Raw genomic sequence first — 14,774 nt, 5'->3', positions numbered from 1 at the left:
TGCGGTGCCTCTTCCTGTCGTCCGGTGGTGCCAGGTGTGCCTGTCGCGGATCGGTCCGGGGGCCGGGCCCGGCGCGGCTCAGGTGCGGATCGCGAACGGGTCGCGGGCCTCCGTCGAGATGTCGACCATGACGTTCTTGACGTACGTGTACTCGGTCAGCGCGTCCTCGCCCCGCTCGCGCCCGTAGCCGCTCTGCTTGGTGCCGCCGAACGGCGCCTGCGCCGCGGTCGAGCGGTACGTGTTGACCCAGACCACGCCGGCCTCAAGCGCGTTGGTGACCCGGTGCGACCGGCCCAGATCGCGCGTCCACACACCCGCCGCGAGCCCGTACTCGCTCGCGTTGGCGATGCGGACCGCCTCGTCCTCGTCGTCGAACGGGATCACCGAGAGCACCGGCCCAAAGACCTCCTCGCGCGCGAGGGCGCCGCCCGGGTCCACGTCGGCGAACACCGTCGGCTCGACGAACAGCCCGGTGCCGAGCGACGCCCCCTCGGCCGCGCCGCCGCCCGCCGCGACCACCGACCCCGCGTCGCGGGCGGTGTCGATCACCGCGAGGATGCGGTCGTACTGCGGCCGGTTCGCCACCGGGCCCATCTCGGTCTCCGGCAGCCGGGGGTCGCCGAGCCGGATCGCGCGGGCGCGGTCGCTCACACCGGCCACGACGCGGTCGTAGACGCCGCGTTCGACGAGCAGCCGCGAACCGGCGACACACGTCTGGCCCGCCGCACCGAAGATCCCGGCGACCGCGCCGACGATCGCACGGTCGACATCGGCGTCGGCGAAGACGATGTTCGGGGATTTGCCGCCGAGTTCGAGGGTGACCGGGACCAGCCGCTCGGCCGCGTTCGCCGCGACGCGGCGCCCGGCGGGACCCCCGCCGGTGAAGCTGATCCTCGCCACCCCGGGGTGCCGGGTCAGCCGGTCGCCGACCGCGCCGTCCCCGGTGACGACGTTGATCACGCCGGGCGGAAAGCCCACGTCGGTCGCCAGCCGGGCCAGTTCGGTCGTGGTCACCGACGCGTGTTCGGACGGTTTCACGACGACGGTGTTGCCCGCCGCGAGGGCCGGGGGCAGCTTGTTGGCCAGCAGCGACAGCGGGCTGTTCCACGCCGTGATCAGCGCGCACACGCCGTACGGCCGCCGGACCGTGTAGTCGAACACGGCCGGGTTGTCGAGCGGGATCGTCCGGCCGTGCAGCTTGTCGGCGTACCCGGCGAAGTAGCGCAGGTTCCGTGCCACGAACGCCATTTGCGGACGCGTCTCGCGGATGACCTTGCCGTTGTCGGTCGTCTCCCACAGCGCGAGGCGGTCGGCGTCCGCGAGGACCGCGTCCGCGAGCGCGTGCATCAGCTCCGCCCGGCGGACCCCCGGGGTCGCGCTCCACGCCGGGAACGCCTCGGCCGCCGCGGCCACCGCCGCGTCGACGTCGCTCCCGGTGGCCGCGGGCACCGTCGCCCACGGCGCCGCGGTGAACGGGTCGATCGCGTCGAACGTGCCGCCGTCCGACGCGCGGACCCGGTCACCGCCGATGAGCATGCGCGCCTCGATCATGTGCGGCCGTCCTCCTTCTCGCCGGTGAGCGCCGCCTCCGCGTCGAGCACGGTGAGGATCGCTCGCGTGGTCGCCTCGATGTGGTCGTGCATCACGTGCTCCGCCTCGTCCGCGTCGCGGCGCAGGATCGCCTCGGTCAACGCGCGGTGCTCGTGCAGGACTTCGCGGGCCCGCGCGGGGTCCTCGTTCGAGCGGATGCTCGCGAGCCGCATCTGCCGGATCACCTCGCCGAGCAGATCCGCGAGCCGGGGGTTGTGCGCGGCCTCGGTCAGCGCCGCGTGGAACTCGATGCGGTGCGGATACGGCTTGCCGGTGCCGCTCAGCTCCTTCTCCGTCTCGTCCATCAGCCGCCGCAGCAACGCCCGGTCGTCGTCGTCGGCGCGCTCGGCCGCGTAGCGCGCCGTCGCGCGCTCCAACGCGAGCCGGACCTCGCCGAGGTGCCGGATCGACGTGCGGTCCGGGCGGACGACGAACGCGCCGCGCCCCGGGATCAGTTCCACCAGCCCCTCACCGGCGAGGACGCGCAGCGCCTCGCGGATCGGCGGGCGGCTGATGCGCAACTCGTCGGCGAGCGCGACCTCGTTGAGCCGCGCGCCCGTCGCGAGGACACCGGTCATGATCCGGTCGCGGAGCACGTCGGCGGCGATCGCGGAGAACGTCCGCGTCTGGAACAGCCCTGCCGCGTCGGCCTTTCCGGTGCGGGGAGCGGGTCGCTGGGTCACTGCGTATGCCTCGGAATTCTGTATACAGCCGTCAGACGGTGGTACGCAGATTACCCTTGCGTCCGATAGGGGGCAATCGTGCGACCGGCCCGGTTTCCCCGACCCGCCGCCCGTCCGTCGCGCGTTCGTCGCCCGTCCGCCGCCCGTCATCGACCGCACGGACCCGACGAATCCACCGCGAAGCACAGGAAAAGAGACACGCTCATGCTGAACTCGACCACCACCCCCGCCGAAAAGCGCCGCGCGCTCCGGGCCGGCCTCGCGAGCGGCACCCTGCAGCGCATGCCCGGCGCGTTCACCCCGCTGTCCGCCCGGCTCATCCAGGAGAAAGGCTTCGAAGGCGTCTACATCTCGGGCGCGGTCATGGCCAACGAACTCGGCCTGCCCGACATCGGCCTCACCACCCTGAGCGAAGTCGCCCAGCGCGGCGGGCAGATCGCCCGCACCACCGACCTCCCCGCCCTCATCGACGGGGACACCGGCTTCGGCGAGGCCATGAACACCGCGCGCACCGTCCAACTGCTCGAAGACGCGGGCCTGGCGGGGGTGCACTTCGAGGACCAGGTCAACCCGAAGCGCTGCGGGCATCTCGACGGCAAGGAGATCGTCGACGAGCCCACCGCGGTCAACCGCGTCCGCGCCGCCGTCCGGGCGCGCCGCGACCCGGACTTCCTCATCATGGCCCGCACCGACATCCGCGGCGTCGCGGGCCTGACCGCCGCGACGGAACGCGCCAAGGCGCTCGTCGGCGCGGGAGCCGACGCGATCTTCCCCGAGGCGATGGCCGACCTGCGGGAGTTCGAGGCGATGCGGGCCGCGGTCGACGTCCCGATCCTCGCCAACATGACCGAGTTCGGGAAAAGCGAGCTGTTCACCGCCCGGCAGCTGCACGACGTCGGCGTGAACGTCGTGATCCACCCCGTGTCCCTGCTGCGGGTCGCGCTGGGCGCCATGGAGCGCGCGCTCGAAACCCTCGCCGCCGAGGGCACATTGGCCGCGCGCGTGCCCGACATGACGACCCGCGCGCGGCTGTACGAACTGGTCGACTACGAGGCGTACGCCGACTTCGACGCCACGGTGTACACCTTCGACCTGGGGAACAACCTCGGCTGACCTACGACACCTGGCCCTGCTCCGCCGGCTCCGTCGGCTTCACCGTGCACAGGCCGCCGCGCCGGGCGGCACACCGGTCACCTTCAGCCGCGTGCCCGGCGCGAGGATGTACTCCTCCTCGCCGGTGAACGCCGAGAAGCTGCTGATCCCCACGGCCCGCACCGGCGTCACCTCGAACAGCGTGCGCTTGCCGCGCGCCCCGAGGAACGCCTTCGCCACCCCGAGTTCGGACCCGGTCGTCGCGAAGGCGGGCGGGATGCCCACGGCCGCAGCCGCGGGCATCCCGCCCGCTCGCGCGCGTCCCGTCACCGGGCGGTTTCCCCGGTGACCCGGTCACGGCCCGGCCGGAGGCGTCCGACGTGGCCGCCTCCGGCCGCGCCGCGCCCTACTTGACGTCGTCCAGACTCTTGCCGACGTCCGCGAGCGTCGTCGGCTTCGGGTAGTCGCCCGTGAGCTTCACCGCGGGTGCGTCGCAGCGGTACGCGCCGTTGTCGGGCTTGAAGTCGGCCGGCTTCCACCCGTCGGGCGACGCGACCACGACGTTGAAGCACTTGACCGGGGCGTCGGATTGCGACAGGTCGAGCGGCGCCTGCAAACCGCCGCCGGTCCAGGCCGTCTCCTTCAGCGCGGCCTCGTAGACGCACTTGCGGGTGAGGTTGTCGCCGCACGCCGCGGCCGACTTGGCGAACAGCAGCCAGGACGAGAACGCCCGGATCGAGCCGAGGCCGACCTTGGCGCCCGGCGCGTACTTGGCGAACAGGTCGACGACCTTCTGCGTCGCGGGGTTCTGCGCGGCGTTCTCCAGCGGGTACACCCCGCTCAGGTCGGCCACGTTGTTCTGCCCGGTGAGTGCCTTCTCCCCGGCGAGTTGGATGAACTCGTCGCCGTACGCGTTGCTGTTGGCGTCGATCCAGTCGAGCTTGTAGTCGGCGGTCGTCAGCGCCTGCTCCAGCTTCGCGAGCTGGCTGTAAGACCCGTAGAACAGCAGGCCCTTGACGCCCTTGCTCTTGATCGACTGCGCGTACGGCGTCCAGTCGGACACGCCCGCCGCCGGGTACAGGTCGCTGTACGTGATCGCGCCGCCGACGGCCTTGACCCCCTCGTCGGCCATCGCGGTCAGCGGCTTCATCGTCGGCGAGTCACCGGCGATCACGCCGATCGCCTTCGCCGAGCCGGGGTAGGCCTCCTTGAGCAGCCAGTTGTAGTAGCCGGCGTACATCACGTACGACGAACCGCCGGGCTGCGGCGTGACCTGGAGGTCGGAGCCGCCGTTCTCCAGCGACACGGGCTGGGCGGTGAAGTCCGGCAGCAGGCACGACAGCCGGTCCTTGACCCCCATGTTGTCCATCGCGGCGCCGCCGCCGACGAGCGCGAAGTCCTCGCGGCACGCCTCGCTCATCCGCTGCCGGACCTCCAGCAGCTTCGAGTCGCGGATGTTCGCGACGAGCTTGCGCCCGTTGATGCCGCCGGCTTCGTTGCACCACGCGGTGAACACCTTGGCGGCGTCCGGGAATTCCTGCTTCTTGGTGAAGCCGACGTCGCTGAACACACCGACGTTGATCTCACGCGCGGTCACGCCCTGCGCGGGCGCGCTCGTCGACTGGCCGGCCTGACAGACGTTCTTCAGGTCACCGAAGTCGGCTGACGCGGCCGGTTGCTGCTGGGTGGAGCCGGACGCCGACTCGGAGTCGGAGTTGTCGCCTCGGTCCGAGCATCCTGCCGCGAGCAGAGCGGCGGTCGCCAGCACGGCGACCAGGGTTCTCCGCGGTCTCATGGGGTGCCTCCTCAAAGCTGGTCCCACAGATGGCATTTCGGATGTGCGGTCGAACGTCGCCGGGCCGGGCGGCGGTTGCCCTCGTCTCCCCTCTCGGGGGCCTCGCTTGCCTCCCTGCGGAATCGGCCGCCGCGGCTCCATGGCGTGGGTCGGGAACGGGCCGCGCGTCACGTGCGTGCGCGGCCGGTGCGTGTCCGGGTGTGTGTGGCTGTGCGGTGTGCCGGGGTCGACCGACCGCCGGCGGTGCCGGGAAGAGGGCCGGGAAGAGCTGTGCCGGAAGAGCTGTGCCGAAAGAGCTGGGTGAAGCGCTGTGCCGGGAACGCGCTGTCGGGAAATCGCTCGGTTCGTTGGTGGCCCGCACGGGCCCGCGCTGCGGCGGGCAATCGCTCGTGCGTCGCGGTCAAAACGTGTCGACTCGGGAAGCAAGCGGGCACATTGTTATAGCGAAATGAAACTTGTGTCAACGGATCCGGCCATTGCAGAACCGCGGCCGGGAAGGGCGAGGGCACATGACCTGGCCAAAGGCACGCGAGGGCGCCGCGTCGACCGTCCGGCCAACCGGTGGGTCACCCGCGGGTGCGCGGGGTCCGGGCCCGAGATCACGCTCGCCGGCGTCCGGCGCCGGGGCGGGGTCAGCTCACCTGCGGGGTGTCGGCCTCGGAGACCGGGACGCGGCCCCGCGCGCGGCGCGTCGCGATGGAGGCGGACTGGGCCACGCGGCGTCCGAGTTCGAGGACGTCGGCGACGCGGACCGGCTCCTCGGGGCCGGTGACGCTCAGCGACAGCAGCACGCGGCCGATGGGGTCGAAGACCGGGGCGGCCACGGTCTTGAAGACGATCTCGTCGGACTCGTCCAGATTCCCCAGCGGGACGAGCATCTCCTCGGTCCGCTGGAGCACTTCGGCGAGCCGCTGAACGGCGTCCTCGTCGGTGGGCTCACTCCGCACCCGCGCCATCGCGTTGATCATGGCCGGAGACGCGATCGGAGGCAGCGGGACGCTGAACCCGCGCGAGCGGATATCGGCCAGGACGGCCCGGTAGTAGGCGGCGAGTTCGTCGGTCAGTGCGGCGCGTTGGATCCATGCGGTGGTGGTGTCGTGGTCGGCCCAGGCCATGAAGACGGCGCCGATGGGGGCGAGGAGGGGGGAGCGGTCGCCGGGGTAGCCGATGCTGGGGGCGAGGGGTTCGGGTCCGCGGCGGGCGAGGAAGATGACGTCGCGTCCGGCGATGGCGGTGACGCCGACCTCGGCGTCGAGTTCGTCGGCGAGCCGGTCGGCCTGCTCGGTGGCGGCGTCGATGGCGGGGTGCTGCTGGTGCGCGGCGTGTCCGGTGGCGGCGAGCGCGGGGCCCAGGACGTAGGTGCGGTGCACGGGGTCGCGCACGACGAACCCGCAGTCGCACAGCACCGCGAGGGTGGCGTGCGCCGACGCGATGTTCATCCCCAGATGCCGGACCAACTCGCTGATCGTGAAGCCCCGCGACGGATGCGCGGTCAGGAACGACACGATGCTCGTGGCACGGACGGACGCGGGCGCAGGACGGGCCATGCGGCAGAGGCTAACCGATTTCAGCGAGCCCGACCACTTGACTGCAATTCTTCTATTGCTATAGCAATGGCTCATGTTCAATCTAGCGGGACGAGTCGTCCTCATCAGTGGTGGAAACGCCGGAATCGGCCTGGCCTTCGCCCGGGGCATCGCCCGCTCCGGCGGGGACGTCGTCATCTGGGGTCGCCGGGCGGAGAAGAACGCGGAGGCCGCGAAGTCGCTGGCCGGATTCGGCGGCCGGGTCCTGACCCAGGAGGTCGACGTCGCCGACGAGGCCCGCGTGGTCGCCGCGATGGCCGAGGCGACCGAGGAGATGGGCCGCGTCGACGGCGTGATCGCGAACGCCGGGATGATGCGCAACGAGCGCTCGTTCCTCGACATGACCACCGACGCGTGGCACAGCCTGCTCGCGGTGAACCTGCACGGCGCGTACCTCGTCGCCCGCGAGGGCGCCCGGCACATGAAGGCCCGGTGCGACGCGGGCGATCCCGGCGGCTCGCTGCTGTTCTGCGCCAGCCTGTCGGCCCTGACCGGCAGCCCCGGCATGCAGCACTACAACGCGTCGAAGGGTGCGATGGCCGCGATGTCGCGCGGCATCGCCGTCGAGGCCGGCCGCTACGGCATCCGCAGCAACGTCGTGTGCCCCGGCCTCACCAAGTCCGAGACCGTGCGGATTCCCGACGACAGCCCGCGCGGGCAGCGCATCCGCGACTACACCCCGATGCGCCGGATCGGCACCGCCGAGGACTTCGAGGGCATCGGCGTCTACTTCATGAGCGACTACTCCCGTTTCCACACCGGCGACCTCGTCGTCATCGACGGCGGCTGGATGGCCAACGCCGGCAAGACCGACCTGTCGGAGGTGCCGCTGTGGCCGTGAGGACACTGCGCGTCGAGGGCATGCGCGAGGACACGCGCGGTGCCGAGGAACGCGCCGCCCTGGAGGCCGCCGAGTCGCGGCCGCTCGACATGAGCGTCGAGCACGTGCTCGACACCGCCCGGACCCGGGCAGGCCTGGACGACTTCGGCCCGATGGACTTCACCGAGCGCCTGGGAGCCCTCCTCCGCGAGGTCGAGGCCGACGACAACGTCTGGAAGACCCACAAGGGGCTGTTCGTCGAGCAGTGCGTCAAGGCCGCGTCCAACCGCCTGTACATCCGGCACTATTGGACGACGCACCCGGCGTCCCTCGACGTGCCGATCGACCGGCCGGTCAACGTGATCGCGCTGCCCCGCTCGGGAAGCACGCACCTGGAGAACCTCGTCGCCTCCGACCGCCGCCTGCGGCACCTGCCCGTGTGGCTGGCGACCCAGCCCGCCCCGAACCCGCACGAAGACCCCGGGCCGGGCGGGGCCGACCCGCGCTACGCCCGGGCCGAGGAGCGGTGGGCGCGCCTCAGCTCCAACGAGATCATGGCCGCGATGCACGAGCACTCGCCCGACCACGCGTGCGGCGAAAACGAGCTTCAGATACCGGACTTCGCGAGCTACCAGTGGGAGTGGATGGCCCGCGTACCCGGCTTCCGCGACCACTACCTCGGCACCGACCAGACGCCGCACTACGCCTACATGCGCGACGTCCTGAAACTGATCGCCCATCAGTTCCCGGACGACCGCCGCTGGATGCTCAAATCCAACCAGCACGCGGAACAACTCGGCCCGCTCGTCTCCACCTACCCGGACGCGACGATCGTGATGATCCACCGCGACCCGGTGGCGACCCTCACCTCGCTTCTGACGATGCGCGGCCTCGCCCTCAAGACGAGCCAGCGCGTCCCCGACATCGACGCGCACGTCGACTACTGGGTCGACCGCGTCGAACGCATGCTGCGCGGCTACCTGCGCGACCGGCACCTCGTCCCGCACGACCAGCTGGTGGAGGTCGACTTCGCCGACATGGTCGCCGACGACGTCAAGACCGCCGCGTACGTCCTCGACCGGGCGGGCCTGCCGGTGACCGGCGAGACGACCGCCGACATCGAGGCGTACATCGCCGCCCACCCGCGCGGCAGGCGCGGCCGGGTGGTCTACGACCTCGCGGGCGACTTCGGGCTCGACACCGCCGAGTTGCGCGAACGGTTCGCGTTCTACACGGACACGGTCGGGATCCGTCCCGAGACCGGAAAGGGAGGCAGCAAGTGAAGCAGCCGCTCAACGCCCTCATCGTCAAGGAAGGCGAAGGCCCGCAGGACGCGGTGCCCCTCGGCGACGGGATCTTCGCGTCCAAGGGCATCTCCAACAGCTACCTGATCACGTCCTCCGACGGCGACCTGCTGATCAACACCGGCATGTACTTCGAGGCCGCGCAGATCAAGGAGCGCTTCGCCCGGGTCAGCGCCAACCCGCTGCGCGCGATCGTCTTCACGCAGGGCCACTCCGACCACGTCGGGGGCTGGTCGCAGATCACCGCGCCCGGCGTCGAGACGATCGCGCAGGCCGACCACGCCAACGTGCGCGAGTACTGGCACACCCTCCAGCCGTTCTACGCCGGCCGCAGCAGGCGGCTGTGGAACCGCGACGTCACCGACGTCGACCCCACCTACCAGCCGCCCGAGCCCGTGGTCACCACCACGTTCCTCGACAGCCACGCCTTCACCCTCGGTGGGCGGCGCATCGAGCTGTACGCGACACCCGGCGGGGAGACCACCGACTCGCTCGTGGTGTGGCTGCCCGACGAACGCACCGTGTTCACCGGCAACATGACCGGGCCGCTGTTCGGGCACGTGCCGAACCTCTACACGATCCGGGGCGACAAATACCGCAGCGCCATCCGATTCGTGCAGTCCGTCGACCGCGTGATCGCGCTGGAGCCGGAGACGCTGATCACCGGACACGGCGAACCCGTGCGCGGCGCCGCCGAGATCCGCCGCAGGCTGACCCAAATCCGGGACGCCACCGCGTACTTGCGCGAGAAGACCATCGAGGGCATGAACGCGGGCACCGGCCTGTGGGAACTGATGGACACCATCACCCTGCCGCCCGAACTCGACATCCCCCAAGGGCACGGCAAGGTCCCGTGGATCGTCCGGTCGGTCTGGGAGGAGCACGCGGGCTGGTTCCGCTACGAGTCGACCACCGAGCTATACAACGTCCCGCTGTCCGCGCTCGGTGCGGAGCTGGTCGAACTGTCCGGTGGCACAGGCGTGTTGGTCGAGCGGGCCGAGGCGCACCTCGCGGCCGGTCGCCCCGTCGAGTCCCTGCACCTCGCCGAACTGGTGCTGGCCCAAACCCCTGACGACCGCGCCGCACTCGCCGTCAAACTCGGCGCCCACGAACTCCTCCTGGAACGCAGCGGACGCGAGAACTTCAGCGAGGTCCGGTGGCTGGAAGCCGCGATCCGCGACCTCAAGGAGCAACTGTCGTGACCCACCCGCGGTTGTCGGTGAGCGCGATGTGTACCCACCCGTGGACGTTCGCCGAGGACCTCGCCCTGTGGGACGAACTCGAGGTCCGGAACGCCGGGTTGATCCTGCAGAAGCTGGAGGACCACGGACTCCCCGACGCCCTCGCCGCGTTGCGGCGGCGCGGCATCGCCGGAACCAGCGTCATCACCCACAACTTCGACCTCGCGGCCCCCGAAACCTGGGACACCACAAGGGCGTTCGTCAACCGCGCGATCGACGTCGCCGCCGAGATCGGCGGCGTCCCGTACTTCACCCCGGGGGCGGGCGACGGGCGGTCCACCGACGAACTCGCCGTGGTGCTCGCCCAAGCCGTCGAACCGTGCCTCGCGTACGCCGAGGCACGCGGCGTCCGCATCGCCATCGAACCGACGCTGCGCGTGGACCGGTCGTTCGTCAACACCCTCGCGGGCGGCATCACCGTCGCCCGCCGCGCCGGCATCGGCGTCATCACCGACCTCGGCAACTGCTGGCGGGAACCCGACCTGCACGGGGTCATCCGGAGCGCGGGCGGCGATATCGCCGTCGTCCAGATCGCCGACGCCGTCCCCGGAACACTCGGCCGCGCCGTCCCGGGCGACGGCGAACTCGACCTCGCCGCCTTCGTGCGCGCCGCATTGGACACCGGCTACCCGGGCGCCGTCGAGATCGAGATCGTCGGCCCCCGCGTCGACGAGGAAGGCCACAGCAGCGCCACGCGGCGCGCCGTCGAGCGAACACACAAGCTGCTTCAGGAGGTTGTGGGATGAGCCGCGCCATCGTGTTCAACGGCGACGAGACGTGGGAAATGCGCGACCTGCCCGTCCCCGATCCGCAGCCGGGCGGCGCCATTCTCCGCGTCGAGGCGACGGGCCTGTGCCACAGCGACATCGACCACTTCCGCGGCCACGTCCACACGTCGTTCGGCGGCGCGTTCCCCTCGATCGCCGGACACGAGATCGTCGGCCGCATCGACAGGATCGACGCCGCCACCGCCCGCGCGTGGGGCGTTGCCGAGGGCGACCGGGTCGCCGTCCGCGAACTCCTCATCACCCCCGACGGAAACCGCATCTACGGCCACGACTTCTCCGTCGACGAAGGCTCGGGCCTGGGCGGCGGCTTCGCGGAACACCTCGAACTCCTGCCCGGTTCCGAGGTGTTCCGCATCCGCGAGGACCTGCCCGCCGAAGAGCTGACGGTCTTCGAACCCCTCAGCTGCGCGGTCACCTGGGTGGCCCCCGTGCGCCGGGACGACGTCGTGGTCATCGAAGGCCCCGGGCACATGGGCATGGCGACCATCGTCGCCGCGCGTGCCGCCGGGGCGTCGACCGTCATCGTGACCGGGAAAGCCCAGGACCGGTTCCGTCTCGACGCGGCACTCAAGGTCGGCGCCGACCACGTGATCGACGTCGACGCCGAGGACCCCGTCGAGCGCGTCCGCGCGATCACCGGGAACGCGATGGCCGACGTCGTCATCGACGCCGCCGCGGGCCACCCGATCACGCTGAACCTGGCGATGGACCTCGTCCACAAGGGCGGCCACGTCGTCGTCGCCGGAATGAAGGACCGCCCGCTGGAGGGCTTCCACAGCGACTGGATCCCCACCCGGCGCATCACCCTCCACCCCGGCGCCGGGCTCGACACGGCGGGTGCCGTCGCCCTCATCAACGAGGGCAAGGTCCCGACCGCCGAACTCCTCGGCGACGCCTTCCCCCTCGAACGATTCGAGGACGCCTTCGCCCTGCTGACCCGTAAGACGCCCGGCCGCGACTCGGTCCGCGTCGCACTCCGGCTCACCTGAGCCGCCGAAACGATGGGACTACTGACCCCATGGCATCTCAAACCATACGTACACCGCGCTCGACGGCGCTGACCCATCTTGAGCGTCTTGAGGCGGAGAGTATTCAGATTTTCCGGGAGGCGGTCTCGGAGGCGGAGCGGCCGGTGATGTTGTATTCGGTCGGCAAGGACAGTGCGGTGATGCTGCATCTGGCGATGAAGGCGTTTCATCCGTCGAAGCCGCCGTTTCCGTTGCTGCATGTGGATACGACGTGGAAGTTCCGGGCGATGTACGAGTTCCGGGACAAGGTCGTCGCCGAACTGGGCGTGGATTTGCTGGTGTACCGGAATCCGGAGTGTGTGGAGCGGGGGATCAACCCGTTCGACCACGGCTCGGCGACGCACACCGACATGTGGAAGACCGAGGGCCTGAAGCAGGCCTTGGACCTGCACGGCTTCGACCTGGCGTTCGGGGGTGCGCGGCGGGACGAGGAGAAGTCGCGGGCGAAGGAGCGGGTGTTCTCGGTGCGGTCGACGCAGCACCGGTGGGATCCGAGGCAGCAGCGGCCGGAGTTGTGGCGGCTGTACAACGCGCGCAAGCAGCAGGGCGAGTCGCTGCGGGTGTTCCCGCTGTCGAACTGGACCGAGCTGGACGTGTGGCAGTACATCCACCGCGAGCGGATACCGATCGTGCCGCTGTACTTCGCGGCCCCGCGGCCGGTGGTGGAGCGGGACGGGGCGCTGATCATGGTGGACGACGACCGGATGCCGCTCAAGCCGGGGGAGGTGCCCGAGCGGCGCAGTGTCAGGTTCCGGACGCTGGGCTGCTACCCGCTGACGGGTGCGGTGGAGTCGGAGGCGGACACGCTGACGGGGATCGTGCGGGAGATGTTGCTGACGACGAGTTCGGAGCGCGAGGGCCGCGTCATCGACCACGACTCGTCCGGGTCCATGGAGAAGAAGAAGCAGGAGGGGTACTTCTGATGGCGCACACCACGAACGACCTGGTCGCGAGCGATATCGAGGAGTACCTGCGCCGTCATGAGCGCAAGTCGATGCTGCGGTTCATCACGTGCGGCAGCGTCGACGACGGCAAGTCCACCCTGATCGGACGCCTGCTCTACGACTCCAAACTGGTGTTCTCCGACCACTTGGCGGCGTTGGAGGCCGACTCGAGGACGGTCGGCACCCAGGGCGGCGAGTTGGACTTCGCCTTGCTGGTGGACGGTTTGGCGGCGGAGCGGGAGCAGGGCATCACGATCGATGTCGCGTACCGGTTCTTCTCCACCGAGCGGCGCAAGTTCATCGTCGCGGACACCCCCGGGCACGAGCAGTACACCCGCAACATGGTCACCGGCGCGTCCACGGCCGACCTCGCGGTGATCCTGATCGACGCGCGCAAGGGCGTGCTGACGCAGACCCGCCGCCACAGCCACCTCGTCTCCCTCCTCGGGATCCGGCACGTCGTCGTCGCGGTCAACAAACTCGACCTCGTCGACTACTCACAGGAGGTCTTCGATCGGATCGAGGCCGACTACCGCGCGTTCGCCGCCCAGGTCGGCCTGACCGACATCACGTGCATCCCGATGTCGGCGCTGCGCGGCGACAACATCACCGAGGCCGGCCCCAACACCCCCTGGTACACCGGGCCGTCGCTGATCGAGCACCTGGAGACCGTCGAGATCGCCGACGACGCCGCGACCGGCCCGTTCCGGTTGCCGGTGCAGTGGGTCAACCGCCCCGACCTGGACTTCCGCGGGTTCTCCGGCCAGATCGCCGGCGGGACCGTCCAACCCGGGGACGCGATACGGGTGTTGCCCTCCGGGCGTGAGTCGAGGGTCGCCCGCGTCGTCACGCACGACGGGGACCTCGACCAGGCGGTGGCCGGGCAGTCGGTGACGCTCACCCTCGCCGACGAGATCGACGTCAGCCGCGGCGACGTGATCGCCGGCGCGTCCGAACCTCCCGGTGTGGCCGACCAGTTCGAATGCCACTTGGTGTGGATGAGCGACGAGCCCCTGCTCCCGGGACGCTCGTACCTCCTCAAACTCGGCACCCGCACGGTCGGTGCGACGGTGGCGCGGCCCAAGTACACGGTCAACGTCAACACCCTCGAACACACCGCGGCGCGGACGCTGGAGCTGAACGAGATCGGCGTGTGCAACCTCCACCTCGACCGGCCCGTGCCGTTCGACCCGTACACGGTCAACCGGGACATGGGCGGATTCATCCTCATCGACCGGTTCACCAACACCACCGTCGCCGCCGGACTCCTCCACTTCGCGCTGCGCCGCGCGGACAACGTGCACTGGCAGGCCGTCGACGTCGACAAGACCGCCCGCGCAACGCTGAAGGGGCAGAAACCCGCGGTGCTGTGGTTCACCGGCCTGTCCGGGGCGGGCAAGTCGACGATCGCGAACCTGGTCGAACAACGCCTCCACGCCGAGGGGTTCCACACCTACCTCCTCGACGGGGACAACGTCCGCCACGGCCTCAACAAGGACCTCGGGTTCACCGACGCCGACCGCGTCGAGAACATCCGCCGCGTCACCGAGGTCGCCCGCCTCATGGTCGACGCCGGCACCATCGTCCTCGCCTCCTTCATCTCCCCCTTCCGCGCCGAACGCCGCCTCGCGCGCGAACTCCTCGACGACGGCGAATTCATCGAGATCCACGTCGACACCCCCCTCTCCGTCGCCGAATCCCGCGACCGCAAGGGCCTGTACGCCAAAGCCCGACGCGGCGAGATCACCAACTTCACCGGCATCGACTCCCCCTACGAACCCCCCGAGAACCCCGAACTGCGCATCGACGCGAGCGGCACCCACACCGCCGAGGAAGCCGCCGCCCAGGTGGTTTCCCACCTGCGCGATGCCGGCTATCTCGCGCCGCCGACGGGAGCCTGAGC

General features: G+C 70.5%; 13 protein-coding genes. 8 read left to right on the top strand and 5 right to left on the bottom strand.

All coding sequences use genetic code 11. The features are described from left to right. Positions 1-78: 78 nt before the first annotated feature. On the bottom strand, positions 79-1,551 hold the full coding sequence (locus LO772_RS07120) for an aldehyde dehydrogenase (protein WP_231777522.1): 1,473 nt from the start codon (positions 1,549-1,551) through the stop codon (positions 79-81). Then, positions 1,548-2,273 (bottom strand): GntR family transcriptional regulator, encoded by a 726-nt coding sequence (locus tag LO772_RS07115; protein ID WP_231777521.1) that lies wholly within the window; start codon positions 2,271-2,273, stop codon positions 1,548-1,550. The genes LO772_RS07120 and LO772_RS07115 overlap by 4 nt, the downstream gene beginning before the upstream one ends. A 204-nt stretch (positions 2,274-2,477) precedes the next feature. Between LO772_RS07115 and prpB the strand changes: the two genes are divergently transcribed. Beyond that, complete coding sequence (gene prpB / locus LO772_RS07110; protein ID WP_231777520.1) at positions 2,478-3,386, top strand: methylisocitrate lyase; 909 nt, start codon at positions 2,478-2,480, stop codon at positions 3,384-3,386. A 39-nt stretch (positions 3,387-3,425) separates the two neighbouring features. On the opposite strand, the gene LO772_RS07105 is transcribed toward prpB, so the two are convergent. From LO772_RS07105 to LO772_RS07095, 3 genes are all read right to left on the bottom strand, one after another. Continuing rightward, complete coding sequence (locus LO772_RS07105; protein WP_231777519.1) at positions 3,426-3,650, bottom strand: hypothetical protein; 225 nt, start codon at positions 3,648-3,650, stop codon at positions 3,426-3,428. Between the two features lie 121 nt (positions 3,651-3,771). After that, positions 3,772-5,160 carry an ABC transporter substrate-binding protein gene (locus LO772_RS07100; RefSeq protein ID WP_231777518.1) on the bottom strand — a complete coding sequence of 463 codons (1,389 nt, stop codon included), beginning with the start codon at positions 5,158-5,160 and terminating at the stop codon, positions 3,772-3,774. A 632-nt stretch (positions 5,161-5,792) separates the two neighbouring features. Continuing rightward, positions 5,793-6,707 (bottom strand): IclR family transcriptional regulator, encoded by a 915-nt coding sequence (locus tag LO772_RS07095; protein ID WP_231777517.1) that lies wholly within the window; start codon positions 6,705-6,707, stop codon positions 5,793-5,795. A gap of 73 nt (positions 6,708-6,780) precedes the next feature. Here LO772_RS07095 and LO772_RS07090 point away from each other — a divergent pair, with 73 nt between their 5' ends. The 7 genes from LO772_RS07090 to cysN are packed head-to-tail and all read left to right on the top strand — an operon-like array spanning position 6,781 to position 14,772. Next, on the top strand, positions 6,781-7,587 hold the full coding sequence (locus LO772_RS07090; protein ID WP_231777516.1) for an SDR family NAD(P)-dependent oxidoreductase: 807 nt from the start codon (positions 6,781-6,783) through the stop codon (positions 7,585-7,587). Then, the gene (locus tag LO772_RS07085) at positions 7,578-8,849 is read left to right on the top strand and encodes a sulfotransferase family protein (RefSeq protein WP_231777515.1); all 1,272 of its coding nucleotides are present in this window, start codon (positions 7,578-7,580) and stop codon (positions 8,847-8,849) included. Before LO772_RS07090 ends, LO772_RS07085 begins: the two co-directional genes overlap by 10 nt. Then, complete coding sequence (locus tag LO772_RS07080; RefSeq protein WP_231777514.1) at positions 8,846-10,072, top strand: MBL fold metallo-hydrolase; 1,227 nt, start codon at positions 8,846-8,848, stop codon at positions 10,070-10,072. The genes LO772_RS07085 and LO772_RS07080 overlap by 4 nt, the downstream gene beginning before the upstream one ends. Next, positions 10,069-10,857 carry a sugar phosphate isomerase/epimerase family protein gene (locus tag LO772_RS07075; protein ID WP_231777513.1) on the top strand — a complete coding sequence of 263 codons (789 nt, stop codon included), beginning with the start codon at positions 10,069-10,071 and terminating at the stop codon, positions 10,855-10,857. The genes LO772_RS07080 and LO772_RS07075 overlap by 4 nt, the downstream gene beginning before the upstream one ends. Beyond that, on the top strand, positions 10,854-11,888 hold the full coding sequence (locus LO772_RS07070) for a zinc-dependent alcohol dehydrogenase (protein ID WP_231777512.1): 1,035 nt from the start codon (positions 10,854-10,856) through the stop codon (positions 11,886-11,888). Before LO772_RS07075 ends, LO772_RS07070 begins: the two co-directional genes overlap by 4 nt. A gap of 29 nt (positions 11,889-11,917) precedes the next feature. Further along, a complete protein-coding gene (gene cysD, locus LO772_RS07065) occupies positions 11,918-12,850 on the top strand; it encodes a sulfate adenylyltransferase subunit CysD (RefSeq protein ID WP_231777511.1) in 933 nt (310 codons plus the stop codon). After that, on the top strand, positions 12,850-14,772 hold the full coding sequence (gene cysN / locus LO772_RS07060) for a sulfate adenylyltransferase subunit CysN (protein ID WP_269453167.1): 1,923 nt from the start codon (positions 12,850-12,852) through the stop codon (positions 14,770-14,772). The genes cysD and cysN overlap by 1 nt, the downstream gene beginning before the upstream one ends. Positions 14,773-14,774: the final 2 nt, after the last annotated feature.

Source organism: Yinghuangia sp. ASG 101, from assembly GCF_021165735.1.
In the GTDB taxonomy this organism is placed as follows: Bacteria; Actinomycetota; Actinomycetes; order Streptomycetales; family Streptomycetaceae; genus Yinghuangia.
The sequence above is the reverse complement of the archived record's forward strand: the minus strand, read 5'-3'. Positions and strand labels throughout refer to the sequence as shown.

Excerpts from the sequence above, each read along its gene's own strand:
- LO772_RS07120 (WP_231777522.1), bottom strand. The coding sequence starts at position 1,551 with ATGATCGAGGCGCGCATGCTCATCGGCGGTGACCGGGTCCGCGCGTCG.
- prpB (WP_231777520.1), top strand. The coding sequence starts at position 2,478 with ATGCTGAACTCGACCACCACCCCCGCCGAAAAGCGCCGCGCGCTCCGG.
- LO772_RS07100 (WP_231777518.1), bottom strand. The coding sequence starts at position 5,160 with ATGAGACCGCGGAGAACCCTGGTCGCCGTGCTGGCGACCGCCGCTCTG.
- LO772_RS07095 (WP_231777517.1), bottom strand. The coding sequence starts at position 6,707 with ATGGCCCGTCCTGCGCCCGCGTCCGTCCGTGCCACGAGCATCGTGTCG.
- LO772_RS07090 (WP_231777516.1), top strand. The coding sequence starts at position 6,781 with ATGTTCAATCTAGCGGGACGAGTCGTCCTCATCAGTGGTGGAAACGCC.
- LO772_RS07070 (WP_231777512.1), top strand. The coding sequence starts at position 10,854 with ATGAGCCGCGCCATCGTGTTCAACGGCGACGAGACGTGGGAAATGCGC.
- cysD (WP_231777511.1), top strand. The coding sequence starts at position 11,918 with ATGGCATCTCAAACCATACGTACACCGCGCTCGACGGCGCTGACCCAT.
- cysN (WP_269453167.1), top strand. The coding sequence starts at position 12,850 with ATGGCGCACACCACGAACGACCTGGTCGCGAGCGATATCGAGGAGTAC.